Annotated in this window: 10 protein-coding genes and 5 pseudogenes; 9 read left to right on the top strand and 6 right to left on the bottom strand. The window is 37.6% G+C overall.

Going from position 1 to position 18,329, the window contains the following annotated elements; all coding sequences use genetic code 11:
• The first annotated feature begins 12 nt into the window (after positions 1-12).
• The 6 genes and pseudogenes from QMQ21_RS08590 to QMQ21_RS08565 all read left to right on the top strand — a co-directional run bounded on the left by QMQ21_RS08590 (position 13) and on the right by QMQ21_RS08565 (position 6,811).
• Positions 13-1,121 (top strand): annotated as a pseudogene (locus tag QMQ21_RS08590) (restriction endonuclease subunit S).
• Between the two features lie 59 nt (positions 1,122-1,180).
• Positions 1,181-1,446: pseudogene (locus QMQ21_RS08585) on the top strand (AbrB/MazE/SpoVT family DNA-binding domain-containing protein).
• Positions 1,415-1,828, top strand: coding sequence for a type II toxin-antitoxin system death-on-curing family toxin (locus QMQ21_RS08580; RefSeq protein ID WP_000158366.1), 414 nt, complete (start codon positions 1,415-1,417; stop codon positions 1,826-1,828). The pseudogene QMQ21_RS08585 and the gene QMQ21_RS08580 overlap by 32 nt, the downstream one beginning before the upstream one ends.
• A gap of 115 nt (positions 1,829-1,943) precedes the next feature.
• A pseudogene (locus QMQ21_RS08575) lies at positions 1,944-2,890 on the top strand (tyrosine-type recombinase/integrase).
• The gene (locus QMQ21_RS08570) at positions 2,859-3,431 is read left to right on the top strand and encodes a restriction endonuclease subunit S (RefSeq protein WP_284525286.1); all 573 of its coding nucleotides are present in this window, start codon (positions 2,859-2,861) and stop codon (positions 3,429-3,431) included. The pseudogene QMQ21_RS08575 and the gene QMQ21_RS08570 overlap by 32 nt, the downstream one beginning before the upstream one ends.
• 29 nt (positions 3,432-3,460) lie before the next feature.
• On the top strand, positions 3,461-6,811 hold the full coding sequence (locus QMQ21_RS08565; protein ID WP_284525285.1) for a DEAD/DEAH box helicase family protein: 3,351 nt from the start codon (positions 3,461-3,463) through the stop codon (positions 6,809-6,811).
• A 532-nt stretch (positions 6,812-7,343) separates the two neighbouring features.
• On the opposite strand, the gene QMQ21_RS08560 is transcribed toward QMQ21_RS08565, so the two are convergent.
• Genes QMQ21_RS08560 through QMQ21_RS08550 form a run of 3 tightly spaced genes read right to left on the bottom strand, consistent with a single transcriptional unit; the run spans position 7,344 to position 10,102 of the window.
• Positions 7,344-7,814, bottom strand: a complete 471-nt coding sequence (locus QMQ21_RS08560) for an arginine repressor (RefSeq protein ID WP_023934390.1) — start codon at positions 7,812-7,814, stop codon at positions 7,344-7,346.
• A 16-nt stretch (positions 7,815-7,830) separates the two neighbouring features.
• Complete coding sequence (locus QMQ21_RS08555; protein WP_345774405.1) at positions 7,831-9,762, bottom strand: Xaa-Pro dipeptidyl-peptidase; 1,932 nt, start codon at positions 9,760-9,762, stop codon at positions 7,831-7,833.
• Complete coding sequence (locus QMQ21_RS08550; protein ID WP_261814262.1) at positions 9,662-10,102, bottom strand: hypothetical protein; 441 nt, start codon at positions 10,100-10,102, stop codon at positions 9,662-9,664. Before QMQ21_RS08550 ends, QMQ21_RS08555 begins: the two co-directional genes overlap by 101 nt.
• 349 nt (positions 10,103-10,451) lie before the next feature.
• On the opposite strand from QMQ21_RS08550, the pseudogene QMQ21_RS08545 reads away from it, so the two are divergent.
• The 3 genes and pseudogenes from QMQ21_RS08545 (at position 10,452) to pyk (ending at position 16,205) form a co-directional block, all read left to right on the top strand.
• Positions 10,452-13,551 (top strand): annotated as a pseudogene (locus QMQ21_RS08545) (DNA polymerase III subunit alpha).
• Between the two features lie 82 nt (positions 13,552-13,633).
• Complete coding sequence (gene pfkA / locus QMQ21_RS08540) at positions 13,634-14,641, top strand: 6-phosphofructokinase (RefSeq protein ID WP_261814259.1); 1,008 nt, start codon at positions 13,634-13,636, stop codon at positions 14,639-14,641.
• Between the two features lie 58 nt (positions 14,642-14,699).
• Positions 14,700-16,205, top strand: a complete 1,506-nt coding sequence (gene pyk / locus QMQ21_RS08535; protein WP_001042822.1) for a pyruvate kinase — start codon at positions 14,700-14,702, stop codon at positions 16,203-16,205.
• 90 nt (positions 16,206-16,295) lie between these two features.
• Here pyk and QMQ21_RS08530 read toward each other — a convergent pair.
• The 3 genes and pseudogenes from QMQ21_RS08530 to QMQ21_RS08520 form a co-directional block, all read right to left on the bottom strand.
• Positions 16,296-17,562 (bottom strand): annotated as a pseudogene (locus QMQ21_RS08530) (transposase).
• A gap of 49 nt (positions 17,563-17,611) precedes the next feature.
• Positions 17,612-17,866: a hypothetical protein gene (locus QMQ21_RS08525; protein WP_261814258.1), complete on the bottom strand. Its 255-nt coding sequence runs from the start codon at positions 17,864-17,866 to the stop codon at positions 17,612-17,614.
• Positions 17,867-17,942: 76 nt separating this feature from the next.
• Positions 17,943-18,209 (bottom strand): tyrosine-type recombinase/integrase, encoded by a 267-nt coding sequence (locus QMQ21_RS08520; RefSeq protein WP_080674642.1) that lies wholly within the window; start codon positions 18,207-18,209, stop codon positions 17,943-17,945.
• Between the last annotated feature and the right edge of the window lie 120 nt (positions 18,210-18,329).

Raw genomic sequence — 18,329 nt, 5'->3', positions numbered from 1 at the left:
GGAGGTGGTTGCATGAAGAAAGTGAAATTAGGGGAAGTGGCTACTTTTATCAATGGCTATGCTTTTAAACCTCAAGATTGGTCATCTGAAGGGAAAGTTATCAGAATACAGAATCTGACTAAAACTTCAACAGAGATAAATTATTATTCGGGTACAATTGATCAAAAATATATTGTTGAAGATGGTGATATTTAATTTCGTGGTGTTAAATTACGAAGGTTTTTCAAGTGGTGTGGATTATCCGAAGAATTAAATCAGCACATTTTTAAAGTGGTTTTTGATAAGATAGAGATAGATAAATCATATTTCAAATATGTTGTTGAAAAAGGTTTTCAAGATGCTGTAAAACATACTCATCTTCCACAATGAAACATTTAACTAAAAAATATTTTGATAATATTATGGTTCCATATACAAATTTGGGAGAGCAACAAAGAATTGCAAGTTCTGGATTTGTTAAATATGATTTTAACTTACAAGAACAACTTGAAGAGCTTAATCTACTTGTAAAATCCCGATTTAACGAGATGTTTGGGGATTTTTATACTACATTATTCCCTAAATATAAAATAGGTGAAAAATTTAGTTTCTAGTGGAAGTACACCATCAAGAGATAATAAATTATATTGGGATAGCGGAACGATTAATTGGGTAAAAAAACTGAGGTAATAAATAGAGAAATTACGGAAATGAGGAAAAAATCACAAAATTTGCTTTAGAAAATACATCTCTTAAACTTTTTCCAGTTGATACAATATTGTTGCTATTTATGGTCAAGGACAAACAAGAGGAAATTATGCAATCCTCAAAGTTGAATCTACTAGCAACCAAGCATGTTACCTATATTTCCAAATAAAATAGACAATCCAGTTTTTAGAGAGAGTTTGGCATCAATTATGCTAAGGTATAGCGAATTAAAACTTGGACGAGGAGAAATTCAACCTAATTTAAACGGTCAACTATTAAAAATTATCATGCAAACTGATTTTCCCCCTCTAGCCCTCCAAAATGAGTTCGCAGACTTTGTAGCCAGAGGAGACAAATCACAATTGGCAATCCAAAAATCTCTGGAAGAACTTGAAACTTTGAAGAAATCTCTGATGCAGGAGTATTTTGGCTGATATTCTGCCATTGTAATTACGGTAATGATTTGTTATAATACTTCAAAGGAGGAAATCAGATGGTAGTAAAAACAAGAAAACAAGGAAATTCAATCACCATTACGATTCCAAGTGAATTTAATATTCCAAGTGGTGTTAAATACGAAGCGAAATTGTTACCAAGTGGTGATATTATCTTTACTCCTGAAGAATTGGGGCAGCAGGTATATCTTAAAAATCTGATGATGCCTTTGACTTAAATTTAGATAAAATATTTGACGAATACGACGATGTTTTCAAAGCTTTGCGGAAAAATGACAATCTATCTGACAGAAAAGCAAATTGAAAAAATAAATGCTTTAGCAATTCAACGGTATTCTCCAAATGAGAAAATTCAAACAGTTAGTTCTTCTGCCTTAAATATGATTGTGAACTTACCAGAACAATTTGTCTTTGGGAAGTCTCTTTATCCAACAATTTTTGATAAAGCAACGATACTATTTGTCCAATTGATAAAGAAGCATGTTTTTGCTAATGCTAATAAAAGAACTGCTTTCTTCGTTTTGGTCAAATTTTTACAATTAAACGGCTATCGTTTTTCTGTAACGGTAGAAGAAGCAGTAAAAATGTGTGTAACCATCGCAGTAGAAGCTTTAACTGATGAAAAAATGACAAGCTACTCCAAATGGGTTTCTGAACATTCTGTTAGAGAAAAGGTCAAAAAGTAACCTAGTATGCTGGATTTGAATGAGCACAAGAAAATAAATGAACAGACAATATTCATCTCTTAATGCAGAAACTGATATTGTCTCTTTTTATTGATGAATAAGAAAGTGAGAAATTATGGAATCAAAAGTTACAATTATCATGCAAGAAATGTTACCTCTTTTAAATAATGAACAATTACTAGCGTTGAGAGAGAGTTTAGAACATCATCTAGTAGACGGAAAAAAGCAGCAGAAGTATTCGAATAATAACCTGTTGCAACTATTTATTACCGCCAAGCAGGTAGAGGGCTGTAGCTCAAAAACAATTCGTTATTACCAGAGGACGATTGAAAACTTGTTTAATGGTATTAAGGAGTCTGTGACACAACTCACAACAGATGATTTAAGGAGTTATTTAGCAAATTACCAGTCTGAAAAGGATTGTAGTAAGGCGAATTTAGACAATATTAGGCGTATATTGTCTTCTTTTTTTGCTTGGCTTGAGCAAGAGGAATATATCATTAAAAATCCCATTCGACGGATAAAGAAAATTAAGACTGAGCAAAATGTGAAGGAAACTTATACTGATGAACATTTGGAAATTATGCGCGATAACTGTGAAAATTTGAGAGATTATCAGAATAATAGACCTACTAGCATCGACAGGATATGCGTGTAGGGGATTCGTACAGTTGAATCGTTCAGATATATTTTGAAAACAGAGAGTGTGTTGTCTTTGGTAAAGGAAAGAAGGAGAGACCAGTATATTTTGACGCTCGTACGAAAATTCATTTAAGTCTTAACGACAGAAAAGATAGTCACCCTGCTCTTTTTGTAACGTTAGTTGGAAAAGTCAGAGGCTTGGAATTGCTGGTGTAGAGATTCGCTTAAGAAAGTTAGGAGACAAACTCGGTATACAAAAGGTTCACACAAAGTTCAGAAGAACATTTAACTAAAAAATATTGATAAAGGTATGCCTATCGAGCATATACAAATTTGGGAGAGCAACAAAGAATTGCACAACCCTGGCTGCCATTTGTCAATCAAAATAATGTCAAGAACAACCAAAAATTCATCTCTTAAAAGCAAATCCCGATTTAACGAGATGTTTGGGGATGTTATTCTAAATGAAAAAGAATGGAAAGTTAGCAAATGGAACGAGATTCTAACAATAAGAAATGGTAAAAATCAAAAACAGGTTGAAGATGCTGATGGGAAATTTCCTATTTATGGAAGTGGGGGAATTATGGGATATGCTAAAGATTGGATAGTGAAGAAAAATTCAGTTATTATTGGACGTAAAGGAAATATAAATAAACCTATTTTAGTTAGAGAAAATTTTTGGAATGTAGATACAGCATTTGGATTAGAGCCTGTTTTAGAAAAAATAAACTCAGAATATTTATTCTATTTTTGTCAATTATACAATTTTGAGAAGTTAAATAAGGCTGTAACAATACCTAGTTTAACTAAATCAGATTTATTAAATATTTCCATCCCCCTCCCCCCACTAGCCCTCCAAAATGAGTTCGCAGACTTTGTAGTCCAGGTCGACAAATCACAATTTGCTTGTGAGATAGCTATAAAAGTGTGGAGAAATAGCTTGAAATTTAGTATAATATAGCTAAACTATTTGTTTAAAGTGAGAAAAAAATGGGAAATTTTAGCTTTCTTTTAAAAAATGACGAATATGAATCTTTTTCAAAACCTTGCATTGAAGCTGAGAATATGATTGCTACATCAACTGTGGCTACCGCCTTTATGGCGCGTCGTGCTTTAGAGCAGGCTGTCCATTGGATATATAGTCACGATTCATATTTAGAAGCTCCCTATCGTGCTACTCTATCTTCTTTAGTATGGGATGATGATTTTAGGGATATCGTAGATTCTGAACTCCACAAGCAGATAGTTCTGTTGATTCGGTGGGGAAACCATGCTGCTCATGGTGGTGAAATTAAGGAACGAGAAGCGATTTTAGCTTTGCATCATTTGTATCAGTTTGTTAATTTTATCGATTATTGTTACAGCAATGAGTTTGTGGAGCGTTATTTTGATGAGAAGTGCTTACCACTTTCAGCAAACATCAAATACCGAGAAACTCCACAATCTATGATAAAGTTACAAGACAGTTTACCAGAACTGCCTGATTTTCATGAACAGATGGCTGCTCAGTCCGTAGAAGTTCAAGAGACTTATACTGAAAAACGTGAGACTGCAGCGCAACGGCAAGATGTGCCTTTCCATATTGATCAATTATCTGAGGCAGAGACAAGAAAACTCTTTATTGATATCGATCTCCGTCTAGCAGGATGGATATTTGAAGAAAACTGTCGTGTTGAGATAGCTGTTGATGGTCTCAAGCACGGTTCAGGAATTGGTTACTGTGACTATGTACTTTATGGTAAAAATGGGAAAATTTTAGCGATTGTGGAGGCTAAAAAAGCCTCTGTCAATCCAGAAGTAGGGGAAGTACAGGTCAAAGAATATGCTGAAGCTTTGGAGAAACATATCGGCTATCAGCCAATTTGCTTTATTACAAATGGGTTGAAGCACTATATACTTGATGGTCCGAACCGCCGCCAGATTGCAGGATTTTACTCTCAAGAAGAATTGCAATTAGTGATGGATAGACGTCATCTTCAAAAACCACTTGAGGATATTTCTAGTAAAATTAGGGACGATATTTCCGAGCGTCACTACCAAAAACATGCGATTGCAAGCGTTTGTGAAGCTTTCTCTAATCATCGTAGACAGGCACTTTTGGTTATGGCAACTGGGGCTGGGAAAACTCGTACAGCAGTTTCTCTAGTTGATATCTTATCACGTCATAACTGGGTAAAAAACGTTCTCTTCTTAGCCGATAGAACTTCCTTGGTTAAGCAAGCCTATGATTCGTTTAGAAAATTACTCCCAGATCTTTCCGTTTGTAACTTCTTAGAAGATAAAGAAGGAGCTCAATCAAGTCGCATGGTCTTTTCAACTTATCCGACCATGATTGGAGCGATTAGTGGTCAAGAAGAAGTAAATCAACGTCCTTTCACTGTTGGGCATTTTGACCTTATCATAATTGACGAATCTCACCGTTCTATTTATCAGAAATACAAGTCCATTTTTGATTATTTTGATGCAAGGATTGTAGGCTTAACAGCTACTCCTCGTCAAGATTTAGATAAAAACACCTATGGATTCTTTAATTTGGAGAATGGGGTTCCAACATATGCATATGATTTGGAAGAGGCTGTTAAAGACGGATATTTAGTAGCCTATCATTCTATCGAAACCAAACTGAAACTACCTACGGATGGTCTACATTATGATGATTTGTCTGAAGAAGAAAAGGAACATTTTGATAGCAAATTTGAAGACGATAGCTGTGAAAAAGATATTGATGGGAGTGTATTTAATTCCTTTATTTTCAATAAAAGTACAGTAGAAATTGTTTTAAATGAACTCATGACAAGAGGAATTCAGACAGCCTCGGGTGATGAAATTGGTAAAACTATTATTTTTGCTAAAAATCATGATCATGCGGAATATATCAGAGGTATTTTTAACAACCGCTATCCTGAAAAAGGGAGCGACTATGCTCAGGTAATTGATTATAGTATTAAGCATTATCAGACCTTGATTGATGATTTTAAAATTAAGGAGAAGTATCCTCAAATTGCGATTTCTGTCGATATGTTAGATACAGGTATTGATGTACCAGAGGTTGTGAATTTAGTCTTCTTCAAGAAAGTACGCTCTAAAACTAAGTTTTGGCAGATGATTGGTCGAGGAACCCGTCTATGTAAAGATTTATTTGGACCTGAGCAGGATAAGGAAAACTTCTTGGTATTTGATTATGGGGACAATTTTGATTATTTTCGTGCAGATCCAAGAGATGGAGAGGGTCGTCACATTGTTTCTTTGACTCAGCGTTTATTTAATATCAAAGTGGACTTGATTCGAGAACTTCAGGGACTCCAATACCAAGAAGATCAGTTTGCGAGAGCATACCGTCAGGAGCTTGTTTCAGAACTTCAAGGTCGTATAGAGAGCTTAAATGAGTTGGACTTCAGGGTTCGTATGGTTTTAGATACAGTTTATAGCTATAGGAAATTAGAAAGTTGGCAGAATCTAACTGCTGTTACAAGTGAAACCATTCAAAAAAATCTCTCTCCGCTTTTATTTGATGAAGATAAAGAAGATGAGATGGCGAGGAGATTTGATTTGTGCTTACTTCATATTCAGTTAGGGCAACTGACAGCTAAATCTTCTACTGTTCATATTTCCCAAGTGATGAAGACGGCTAGAGCTCTTTCTGCTATTGGCAATATCCCGCAGGTTTTTGAGCAGGCTGAAATTATCAGGAAAGTACAGGAGCCTGAATTTTGGAAAGAAGTTAGCTTGTCTGATTTGGAAAAAATTCGTCTTGCTATTCGAGATTTATTACAGTTTTTGGATAAAACAGACCGTAAACCCTACTATGTTAACTTTGAAGATCGTATACTCTCCACTGTTCACGAGACCACAGCATTTTTGCAGGTCAACGATCTTCGGTCTTACAATGAAAAAGTTGAGCATTATTTGAAAACTCATCTGGATGAAGAGTCTATTTCTAAGCTATACCATAATAAAAAGTTGACATCTGATGATATGCTTGCACTTGAAAAATTGCTCTGGGAAAAATTAGGTAGTAAAGCAGACTACCAACATCATTATGAAAATAAGGCAATTCCGAGATTGGTTCGTGAGATTATTGGCTTAGATAGAGAGTCTGCCAATCGTATTTTTTCTAAATTTTTGTCGGATGAGAACCTTAATGCCAGGCAGATTTCATTTGTAAAATTGATTGTAGACTACATTGTAGAAAATGGTTGCTTAGAGATGAAAGTGTTAACGCAAGAGCCATTTAAATCTCATGGATCTGTTCAACTACTCTTTCAACACCAACTACCAGTACTTCGTAATATTGTTCAAACCATTGAGCTCATCAATAATCGAGCTGGAGAAGCGGCTTAAATTCTAAAGTGATTGCCATACTGAGACTCATTTAAAATTAAAAAGAGTAGAAATTTATGTCATATATGAGAAGTTTTATTAGGAAGAATGTCATCGTTTTCCTAGAATACAGTATCAGTTGTTAAGTGGCTGATAAATTTCAAAGTAGATACTTGTACCACGATGTTTGTTGATCGAGTTATTATAAAAGAGCTACTTTGATTTTAAAGAAATAGAAAACAAAAAGCCGAGCAAGAATTCAATTGCAGGAGAAAATGAAGGAATACTCAGTGAAAATCAAAGAGCAAACTAGCCGCAGGCTGCTCAAAACACTGTTTTGAGGTTGTAGATGAAACTGACGAAGTCAGTAACCATACCTACGGCAAGGCGATGTTAATGCGGATTGAAGAGATTTTTGAAGAGTATAAATCTTCCTAGGATAAAGCAAAACGCATAATATCAAGGGTTTTAAACACTTGATATTATGCGTTTTCTGATGTTAAAGACTTTCTACCAGGTTTTTTGAAGCATAATTGTTAGTTGTAGTCATTTATTATTCTTCAAAGAAAAATGGTGGGGCGAATTTTTTCAGTTCTTCAAAGCACTTTTGAGCAGCATCTGCATCTTCACAGATGATAAGACAGACATCATCACCACAAAGGGTAGCGATAGCGTCAGGGAAGCTCAAAGCATCAATGATAGAACCAAAGGATTGAGCCAGTCCAGGAAGGGTTTTTAGTAGGACTTGGTGTTGAACTGGGCGCATCAAGACAAGGGCGTCTTCCATGTAGAGTTCGAGACGTTTTTCCCATTTTGAGATGGAACCATTGTTAAGAACATAATAAGCGCTATCTTCTTCGCGGACTTTTGATAGGTTCATATTTTTGATGTCGCGTGAGAGGGTTGCCTGGGTCACTTGAATGTCGTTCTCAGCAAGAAGGGACTGCAATTCAGCCTGTGTATGAATCTTGTTTTTTGCGACAAGAGCGCGTATGAGTTGGTGGCGGTGTTCTGATTTATTCATAATAATGTAACTCCTTTTAGCAAGGTATGGTAAGCGTGGACTGAGCGAGGTCGACAGTCAAGTAGTAGTCGGTATTGTCACGGATGGTGATTTCAAAGTCAGTCGTATAGAGGACTAAACGAAGAGTATCTCCTTCTTTTAGATTGTAAATAGTTGGTTGCAGTTCAAATTGCACATCCATCCATTCATCTGCAGTAATATCCTCTACTAACAGTAAATCATTTCTATTTTGTAAATTAAGGTAACCTTTTGTCACGACTCGTTGTGCATCTGGTCTAAATGGCAGTTCACAGAGATTTTCCAGCATATGATAGCGACCGTTGTCAATGGTTCTAGCACTTAAAACAGCTGGATAAGGCTGTAAGTATTTCTTTTGACCAAGTTCCAGTAATTGAGCAGATAAAAGCCCCTTGTTTGTGCTGGATTTGATATGAAGATTGAGCTGAGCGCGACCGTTTAAATGAATGTCCTTGGTCACAGGAAGGTCAATAGTAATCTGATTAGCTTTCCCTTGATAGAGTTCTGTATTGAAGGTTTGGTAGGTCTTACCATAGCGCTCAAAATCCTTATCTGAGTACTGGTTTTGAATAGCTTGCTCTTCTTGACCAAGTGAGAAGGTTTCACAGTTTTCTTGCCCACCGAAGTTATCAAGTGATAACCAAGTCTGTGGAGCTGTATTGTCCTGCCAGATAACAGTAGGAAGTTGAAAGTCTGTTTCCTGTCCTAGTAATTTCTTGGTTAATAAGGCATTTATGGACTCACGGAAGTCAATTGATTGCCAATTGTTCATGTAAACATGGGCACCATTATGGAAAAAGAGATGCTTGTGTATATGAGTAGGAAGAGCATGGAACATCTGGTAAACATGAAGTGGTTTGACATTCCAATCCTGAGAACCATGAGTAAAGACAACCTCTGCCTTTACTTTATGGGCATTGAGCAGATAATTGCGGTCATGCCAAAACTGATTGTAGTCCCCAGTTTTTCGGTCTAGCTGAGCTTTCACTTTTTCTAAGTCAGCTTGGTGAGCTTCATTGCCACGGATATAGTCGCCAGCTAAGAGATTACGAGAATAGGTTAACTCAGCAAGGGAGTCAAAGTCCTCACCTGGATAACCACCTGGGCTAGTCACCAGACCGTTTTCACGGTAGTAGTTGTACCATGATGAAATTCCTGCCTCGGCAATGATAACTTCTAAACCATCGACTCCTGTAGTCGCAAGACCATTGGACATGGTACCTAGATAGGAAAGTCCCGTTGTAGCAACTTTTCCGTTTGACCAATCAGCCTTGACTTGACGCTGGCGCGTGTGATCAGTAAAGGCACGGCAACGGCCGTTAAGCCAATCGATGACATTTTTATAAGCCTCGATTTGCTGGTAGTCTCCATTAGTCATGAAACCTGTCGAGTCTTTGGTACCAACACCTGAGACATAGAGATTGGCAAAGCCTCTCGGAAGGAAGTAGTCGTTTAGTGTATAGCTAGAGTTGATGTGAGTTAGCTTTTCCTCAGCCTCTGCTATAAGCTCAGCTTTACCTTGGGGTTGGACGAGATTTAGTTGAGGTTTCTCTAGCTCAATCTTGTGAGGAAGCTTAACCTCAAGCTCGCCCTCCATCTTGTAGAGAGCCTTGTCACTAGCCTTGTCATTGGTTCCCTGATGATAAGGGCTGGCTGTCATGATGGCAGGGATTTTTCCATCAAAACGAGGGCGAATAATGCTAACCTTTACTAGGTCTGATAGCCCTTTTTGGTCAGTATCGACACGAGACTCCACGTAAACGACTTCACGAATGACATCCTGGTTAGAAAAAGTAGCCAAACTCTTGCCGTTAAAGTAGTGGTAGTCATTATCCTCCAATAAGACCATCACTAACAAGTTGGTCGATAAGAGTATTTCCTTTTTTGGTGCGAGTATTGAGTAACTGATAGAGATTTTCAAGCAAGTCACCGTATACAATAGGAAATCCAGTTTCTTTACGAAAAACGTCACTGTCTTCGAAGTCAACCAAATAAGAAAAGCCTAAAAGTTGAAAAGCAACAGTATAAAAAATATCTGCTGTCAGTTCATCTTCTGATTGAAAAAATGTCAGCAGGTCTGTTTTTTTATCAGCTGCTAGGATGGAAAGTGGGTAGTTGGTGTCTTGATAAGTGAAAAAGAAACGACGTAAAAAGGTTTCAAGTGAGTCTTTGTGATTGGCTGTATTTTGTAAATCAAAGCCATATTTTTTTAGTTCAGATAAGATATTTTCTTTTGGGAAAGTGATATAACTATATTGATTAAAACGCATAGAACCTCCATATAGAATGATAGTTAAGGTTATTATATCAAAAAAAAAGCAGAAAGGGAATTGTTAACTGTAAAAGGAAATAATCTAATAAAAATGAATAAAGTGCTAAATTCAATATAGAGAACAGTGTAATAATAGATATAATGGATATAATATAAAAATTCTAGGAGATTTATATTGTATGTTTTCTATTTTTTTATATATATAATATAGTATAAATATAAAAACGATGACAAAAATACAAATGAATAGAAAGTAAATTAGTAAGCTGATGAAATTTTTCTCAAGAGAAGCCTTTTATAGGTGAAAATGGTATAATATAGTGAGAAGGATAGAGGAGAAGTGTAAATTGATCGCACAACTAGATACAAAAACAGTCTATAGTTTTATGGAAAGCGTCATTTCGATTGAAAAGTATGTGAGAGCAGCTAAAGAATTCGGCTACACTCATCTGGCTATAATGGATATTGACAATCTTTATGGTGCTTTTGACTTTCTAGAGGTTACAAAAAAATATGGCATTCATCCTTTATTAGGGCTTGAAATGACTGTGTTTGTGGATGCTCAGGAAGTGAATCTGCGCTTTTTAGCTTTATCTAGTGTGGGCTATCAGCAGTTGATGAAGCTTTCGACAGCCAAGATGCAGGGGGAGAAAAATTGGTCGGTTTTATCTCAGTACTTAAATGATATTGCGGTAATTGTGCCTTATTTTGATGGACTGGAGTCGTTAGAACTAGGCTGTGATTACTATATAGGGGTTTATCCAAACACCAGCAAGCGAATTTTATCATCCAATCTTGCCCCTCTATCGGGTCAATGCTTTTGAAAGCAGGGATAGAGAAGTTCTTCAAGTTTTAACAGCGATTAAAGAAAACCTACCGCTTAGAGAAGTTCCCTTGCGCTCACGACAAGATGTCCTTATATCAGCAAGTTCTTTAGAGAAATTATTCCTAGAACGATTTCCGCAAGCCTTAGACAATTTAGAAAAGCTGATTTCAGGCATTTCTTACGACTTGGATACGAGTCTGAAACTGCCTCGTTTTAACCCAGCTAGACCAGCAGTAGAAGAGTTGAGAGAACGCGCTGAGCTTGGGCTTGCTCAGAAGGGATTGACTAGTAAAGAATATCAAGACCGTCTAGACCAAGAATTGGCTGTTATTCATGATATGGGATTTGATGATTATTTCTTGGTTGTTTGGGATTTGTTGCGTTTTGGACGACTGAATGGCTACTATATGGGAATGGGAAGGGGTTCTGCAGTTGGTAGCTTGGTTTCTTATGCCTTAGATATTACAGGGATTGACCCAGTAGAGAAAAATCTGATTTTTGAACGCTTTCTCAATCGTGAACGCTATACCATGCCTGATATTGATATTGATATCCCAGATATTTATCGTCCAGATTTTATCAGATATGTTGGTAATAAATATGGCAGTAAACATGCGGCACAAATCGTTACTTTTTCTACCTTTGGTGCCAAGCAAGCTCTGCGTGATGTCTTGAAACGCTTTGGTGTTCCAGAGTATGAATTATCCGCAATTACCAAGAAAATCAGTTTCCGTGATAATCTCAAGTCAGCCTATGAGGGCAATCTCCAGTTTCGTCAGCAAATTAATAGTAAGTTAGAATACCAAAAAGCCTTTGAAATTGCCTGCAAGATTGAGGGCTATCCAAGACAAACCTCTGTCCATGCAGCTGGTGTTGTGATTAGCGACCAAGATTTGACCAATTACATTCCTCTAAAGCATGGTGATGAAATTCCACTGACTCAGTATGATGCTCATGGAGTTGAGGCTAGCGGTCTTTTGAAGATGGATTTTCTGGGACTACGAAATTTGACCTTTGTCCAGAAGATGCAAGAATTACTTGCAGAAACAGAAGGTGTTAAGATAGTTATCAACGAGATTGATTTGGAAGACAAAGAAACGTTAGCTTTATTTGCTTCTGGCAATACAAAAGGTATCTTTCAATTTGAACAACCTGGTGCCATTCGTCTGCTTAAGCGTGTGCAACCAGTCTGTTTTGAAGATGTCGTAGCGACTACTTCTCTAAATAGACCAGGTGCTAGTGATTATATCAATAATTTTGTGGCAAGAAAACATGGGCAGGAAGAAGTGACTGTTCTGGATCCAGTACTGGAGGATATTTTGGCTCCAACCTATGGTATCATGCTCTATCAGGAGCAGGTTATGCAGGTAGCTCAGCGGTTTGCTGGATTTAGTCTTGGGAAGGCCGATATTTTGCGTCGAGCTATGGGGAAAAAGGATGCTTCTGCCATGCATGAGATGAGAGCTTCCTTTATTCAAGGCTCCTTAGAAGCTGGTCATACTGTGGAAAAAGCAGAGCAGGTCTTTGATGTCATGGAGAAGTTTGCAGGTTATGGTTTTAACAGGTCACATGCCTATGCTTACTCAGCTTTGGCCTTCCAGTTGGCTTATTTCAAAACGCATTATCCAGCCATTTTTTATCAGGTCATGTTGAATTCTGCCAACAGTGATTACTTAATAGATGCACTTGAAGCAGGCTTTGAAGTGGCTCCTCTGTCCATCAACACCATTCCCTATCACGATAAAATTGCCAACAAGTCCATCTATCTAGGATTGAAATCGATTAAGGGAGTCAGTAATGATTTAGCTCTCTGGATTATTGAAAATAGACCCTATTCTAACATTGAAGATTTTATAGCTAAATTACCTGAGAATTATCTGAAACTACCTCTGCTAGAACCTTTGGTAAAAGTTGGTCTTTTTGATTTATTTGAAAAAAATCGTCAAAAAGTATTTAATAACTTAGCCAATCTATTTGAATTTGTGAAAGAGTTGGGAAGTTTATTTGGAGATACTATTTATAGTTGGCAGGAATCGGAGGATTGGACGGAACAAGAAAAATTCTATATGGAACAAGAGCTTTTAGGGATAGGTGTCAGCAAACATCCACTACAAACTATCGCAAGTAAAGCTATTTACCCAATTACCCCAATCGGAAATTTGTCAGAAAATAGCTATGCTATTATTTTGGTTGAAGTTCAGAAAATAAAAGTGATTCGTACCAAAAAGGGTGAAAATATGGCCTTCTTACAGGTAGATGATAGTAAGAAAAAATTGGACGTCACTCTCTTTTCAGACTTATATCGTCAGGTTGGACAGGAAATAAAAGAGGGAGCCTTCTACTATATAAAAGGAAAAATACAATCACGTGATGGCCGTCTGCAAATGATTGCACAAGAAATAAGAGAAGCAGTTGCTGAACGCTTTTGGATACAGGTGAAAAATCATGAATCGGATCAAGAAATTTCACGTATTTTAGAACAATTTAAAGGCTCAATCCCAGTCATCATCCGGTATGAGGAGGAACAGAAAACCATCGTTTCTCCCCATTATTTTGTAGTTAAATCTGATGAATTAGAGGAGAAATTGAATGAAATCGTTATGAAAACGATTTATCGCTAAAAATACGGAAAATAGAAGAATTTTAAAATCAAATGTGGTATAATCAAGAAGACTGTTAAAAGAAAAAGGAGCATAAACCAATATGAAACGTATTGCTGTTTTGACTAGTGGTGGAGACGCCCCTGGTATGAACGCTGCTATCCGTGCAGTTGTTCGTCAAGCAATTTCAGAAGGAATGGAAGTGTTTGGTATCTATGACGGATATGCTGGTATGGTTGCTTATGAAATTCATCCCCTAGATGCAGCTTCAGTAGGAGACATCATTTCTCGTGGTGGTACTTTCCTTCACTCAGCTCGTTACCCAGAGTTCGCTCAACTTGAAGGGCAACTAAAAGGGATTGAGCAATTGAAAAAACACGGCATTGAAGGTGTAGTTGTTATCGGTGGAGACGGTTCTTACCACGGCGCTATGCGTTTGACTGAGCATGGTTTCCCTGCTATCGGTCTTCCAGGTACAATCGATAACGATATCGTTGGTACTGACTTTACAATCGGTTTTGACACAGCGGTTACAACTGCTATGGATGCTATTGATAAGATTCGTGATACATCATCAAGTCACCGTCGTACTTTTGTTATTGAAGTTATGGGACGTAACGCTGGTGATATCGCTCTTTGGGCTGGTATTGCAACTGGTGCAGATGAAATCATCATTCCTGAGGAAGGATTCAAGATTGAAGACATCGTAGAAAGCATTAAATGTGGTTATGAGTGTGGTAAAAAACACAATATCATCGTCTTAGCTGAAGGTGTGATGTCAGCAGCTGAATTTGGTCAAAAACTTAAAGAAGCTGGAGATACAAGCGACCTTCGTGTGACAGAACTTGGACATATTCAACGTGGTGGTTCTCCAACTGCGCGTGACCGTGTATTGGCGTCACGTATGGGTGCCCATGCTGTTAAACTTCTTAAAGAAGGTATTGGTGGTGTTGCGGTTGGTATCCGTAACGAGAAAATGGTTGAAAACCCAATTCTTGGAACGGCAGAAGAAGGAGCATTGTTTAGCCTTACTGCAGAAGGTAAGATTGTAGTTAACAACCCACACAAAGCCGATATTGAGCTATCTAGCTTGAATAAGAGCTTGTCATAATTTACAATTTAGTTAATAAGACCAAAAAGGTCATATCTATAAAGGAGTCACAAAAATCATGAACAAACGTGTAAAAATCGTTGCAACTTTGGGTCCTGCGGTAGAAATCCGTGGTGGTAAAAAATTCGGTGAGGACGGATACTGGGGTGAAAAACTTGATGTTGAAGCTTCAGCTAAAAACATTGCTCAATTGATTGAAGCTGGTGCTAACACATTCCGTTTCAACTTCTCACACGGTGACCACCAAGAACAAGGTGAGCGTATGGCAACTGTTAAACTTGCTGAAAAACTTGCAGGTAAAAAAGTTGGTTTCCTTCTTGATACAAAAGGACCAGAAATCCGTACAGAATTGTTCGAAGGTGAAGCTAAAGAGTATTCATACAAAACTGGTGAGAAAATCCGTGTTGCAACTAAACAAGGAATCAAATCAACTCGTGAAGTGATTGCATTGAACGTTGCTGGTGCTCTGGATATCTATGATGATGTTGAAGTTGGTCGTCAAGTGTTGGTTGACGACGGTAAACTTGGTCTTCGTGTGGTTGCTAAAGATGACGCAACTCGTGAATTTGAAGTGGAAGTTGAAAACGATGGTATCATCGCTAAACAAAAAGGTGTGAATATTCCTAACACTAAAATTCCTTTCCCAGCCCTTGCTGAACGTGATAACGACGATATCCGCTTTGGTCTTGAACAAGGTATCAACTTTATTGCGATTTCATTCGTACGTACTGCAAAAGACGTGAACGAAGTTCGTGCAATCTGTGAAGAAACTGGAAACGGGCATGTTCAATTGTTCGCTAAAATCGAAAATCAACAAGGTATCGATAACTTGGATGAAATCATCGAAGCAGCTGATGGTATCATGATCGCTCGTGGTGATATGGGTATCGAAGTACCATTCGAAATGGTTCCAGTTTACCAAAAAATGATTATCAAGAAAGTCAATGCTGCAGGTAAAGTTGTTATCACTGCAACAAACATGCTTGAAACAATGACTGAAAAACCACGTGCAACTCGTTCAGAAGTATCAGACGTATTCAACGCTGTTATCGACGGAACTGACGCTACAATGCTGTCAGGCGAGTCTGCAAACGGTAAATACCCACTCGAGTCAGTAACTACAATGGCTACAATAGACAAGAACGCTCAAACTCTTCTTAATGAATACGGACGTTTGGATTCAGATTCATTTGAACGTAACTCTAAGACAGAAGTAATGGCTTCAGCTGTTAAAGATGCTACTAACTCAATGGATATCAAATTGGTTGTAACTCTTACTAAGACAGGTCATACTGCACGTTTGATTTCTAAATACCGTCCAAATGCTGACATCTTAGCATTGACATTTGATGAATTGACAGAACGTGGATTGATGTTGAACTGGGGTGTTATCCCAATGTTGACAGATGCTCCATCTTCAACTGACGATATGTTCGAAATCGCTGAACGTAAAGCGGTAGAAGCAGGTCTCGTTGAGTCAGGCGATGATATCGTTATCGTTGCTGGTGTACCAGTAGGAGAAGCTGTTCGTACAAATACAATGCGTATCCGCACAGTACGTTAAGAAAAATATAAAAACCTATCATATCCAGCTTTAGAGCTTGTGTGATAGGCTTTTTTGGGCTCTTTGTCAACTGTAGTGGGTTGAAGTCAGCTAAGCTCGAGAAAGGACAAATTTTGTCCTTTCTTTTTTGATATTCAGAACGATAAAAATCCGTTTTTTGAAGTTTTCAAAGTTTCGAAAACCAAAGGCATTGCGCTTGATAAGTTTGATGAGATTATTGGTCGCTTCCAGTTTGGCGTTAGAATAGTGTAGTTGAAGGGCGTTGACAATCTTTTCTTTATCCTTGAGGAAGGTTTTAAAAACAGTCTGAAAAAGAGGATGAACCTGCTTTAGATTGTCCTCAATGAGTCCGAAAAATTTGTCAGGCTCTTTATTCTGGAAGTGAAAAAGTAAGAGCCGATAGAGATTATAGTGGTGTTTCAAGTCTTCTGAATAGCTCAAAAGCTTGTCAAGAATCTCTTTATTGGTCAAGTGAATACGAAAAGTAGGGCGATAAAAACGTTTATCACTCAATTTACGACTATCCTGTTGAATGAGCTTCCAGTAGCGCTTGATAGCCTTGTATTCATGAGATTTTCTATCGAATTGGTTCATGATTTGGACACGCACACGACTCATAGCACGGCTAAGATGTTGTACAATATGAAAGCGATCTAGAACGATTTTAGCATTCGGGAGTGAAACAGTCTGGGAGACTGTTTCAGCCTGAGCCTAGAAATTTGAAAGCGAATCTGTTTAGCTAAGTCATAATAAGGACTAAACATATCCATAGTAATAATTTTCACTCGACATCGGACGACCCTATCATATTTAAGAAAGTGATCTCGAATGACGGCTTATGTTCTACCTTCAAGAACAGTGATGATATTGAGCTTATCAAAATCTTGCGCAATGAAACTCATCTCCATCTCCCGATTGAAACAGTCACTCCCTGGACTGTTTCAACGTCCCAAGACATAATCTCAGGCAGATGTTTAAAATTACACTCAAAGTGGAAGTCATTGAGCTTTCGAATGACAGTTGAAGTTGAAATGGCCAGCTGATGAGCAATATCGGTCATAGAAGTCTTTTCAATCAACTTTTGCGCAATTTTTTGGTTGATAATACGAGGAATTTGGTGATTTTTCTTGACGATAGAAGTTTCAGCGACCATCATTTTTGAACAGTGATAGCACTTGAATCGACGCTTTCTAAGGAGAATTCTAGTAGGCATACCAGTCGTTTCGAGGTAAGGAATTTTCGACGGTTTTTGAAAGTCATATTTCTTCATTTGACTTCCGCACTCAGGGCAAGATGGGGCGTCGTAGTCCAGTTTGGCGATGATTTCCTTGTATGTATCCTTATTAATGATATCCATAGGGGATTTACCCACTACAAATATTATAGAGCCCAAAAAGGTGGCTATGTCACCTTTTTGTGTCAGTGTAGGTATTTGTGACGCGGTGGTGGGGCATCAATGGAGCTTCTTGAAGGTAATACTCGAAAATCTCTTCAAACCACGTCAGCGTCGCCTTACCGTAGGTATGGTTACTGACTTCGTCAGTTTCATCTACAACCTCAAAACCATGTTTTGAGCTGACTTCGTCAGTTCTATCTACAACCTCAAAGCAGCGCTTTGAGCAACCTGCGGCTAGCTTCCTAGTTTGCTCTTTGATTTTCATTGAGTATGAAATAAGATATGCACAAATTGATTAGAAAAGTCAAATGAATTTCTACAAATGTTTTAGCAATCGCAATCTACTTGTCTAGATTCGATCTGATATATTTTCGATTTAATGATATGGTATTTAAAACCTCCAAAGCAGCTTGCTCCATTATTTTACTTACGTGAGTGTAGATGTTATTTATTGTTTTAGCGTCTTTGTGTCCCACTCTAACCATTATAGCTTTTAATGGGATATTCTTCTCAGCTAGTGTACTAAGGAGTGTGTGCCTGAAAATATGGGAACTAAGGAGCTGGTTTATCGGTTTCGTTAGTTTAGTATTTGCCTTTTGAAAAGTGATCTTAAATGCCTTTCTCTAAATTTACATATCACTATTGTTTAACAAAATATAATCTGCTTTAGGTCACTTATTCTTTTTTTGAAATGTAGAATGAACTTTTTCAAAGTTTTTCGAATCTTT

Source organism: Streptococcus bouchesdurhonensis (assembly GCF_948472335.1).
The sequence above is the reverse complement of the archived record's forward strand: the minus strand, read 5'-3'. Positions and strand labels throughout refer to the sequence as shown.

Coding starts and splice junctions, on each gene's coding strand:
- QMQ21_RS08580 (WP_000158366.1), top strand. CDS start 1,415: ATGACAATCTATCTGACAGAAAAGCAAATTGAAAAAATAAATGCTTTA.
- QMQ21_RS08570 (WP_284525286.1), top strand. CDS start 2,859: ATGTCAAGAACAACCAAAAATTCATCTCTTAAAAGCAAATCCCGATTT.
- QMQ21_RS08565 (WP_284525285.1), top strand. CDS start 3,461: ATGGGAAATTTTAGCTTTCTTTTAAAAAATGACGAATATGAATCTTTT.
- QMQ21_RS08560 (WP_023934390.1), bottom strand. CDS start 7,814: ATGAATAAATCAGAACACCGCCACCAACTCATACGCGCTCTTGTCGCA.
- QMQ21_RS08550 (WP_261814262.1), bottom strand. CDS start 10,102: ATGCGTTTTAATCAATATAGTTATATCACTTTCCCAAAAGAAAATATC.
- pfkA (WP_261814259.1), top strand. CDS start 13,634: ATGAAACGTATTGCTGTTTTGACTAGTGGTGGAGACGCCCCTGGTATG.
- pyk (WP_001042822.1), top strand. CDS start 14,700: ATGAACAAACGTGTAAAAATCGTTGCAACTTTGGGTCCTGCGGTAGAA.
- QMQ21_RS08525 (WP_261814258.1), bottom strand. CDS start 17,866: ATGAAAATCAAAGAGCAAACTAGGAAGCTAGCCGCAGGTTGCTCAAAG.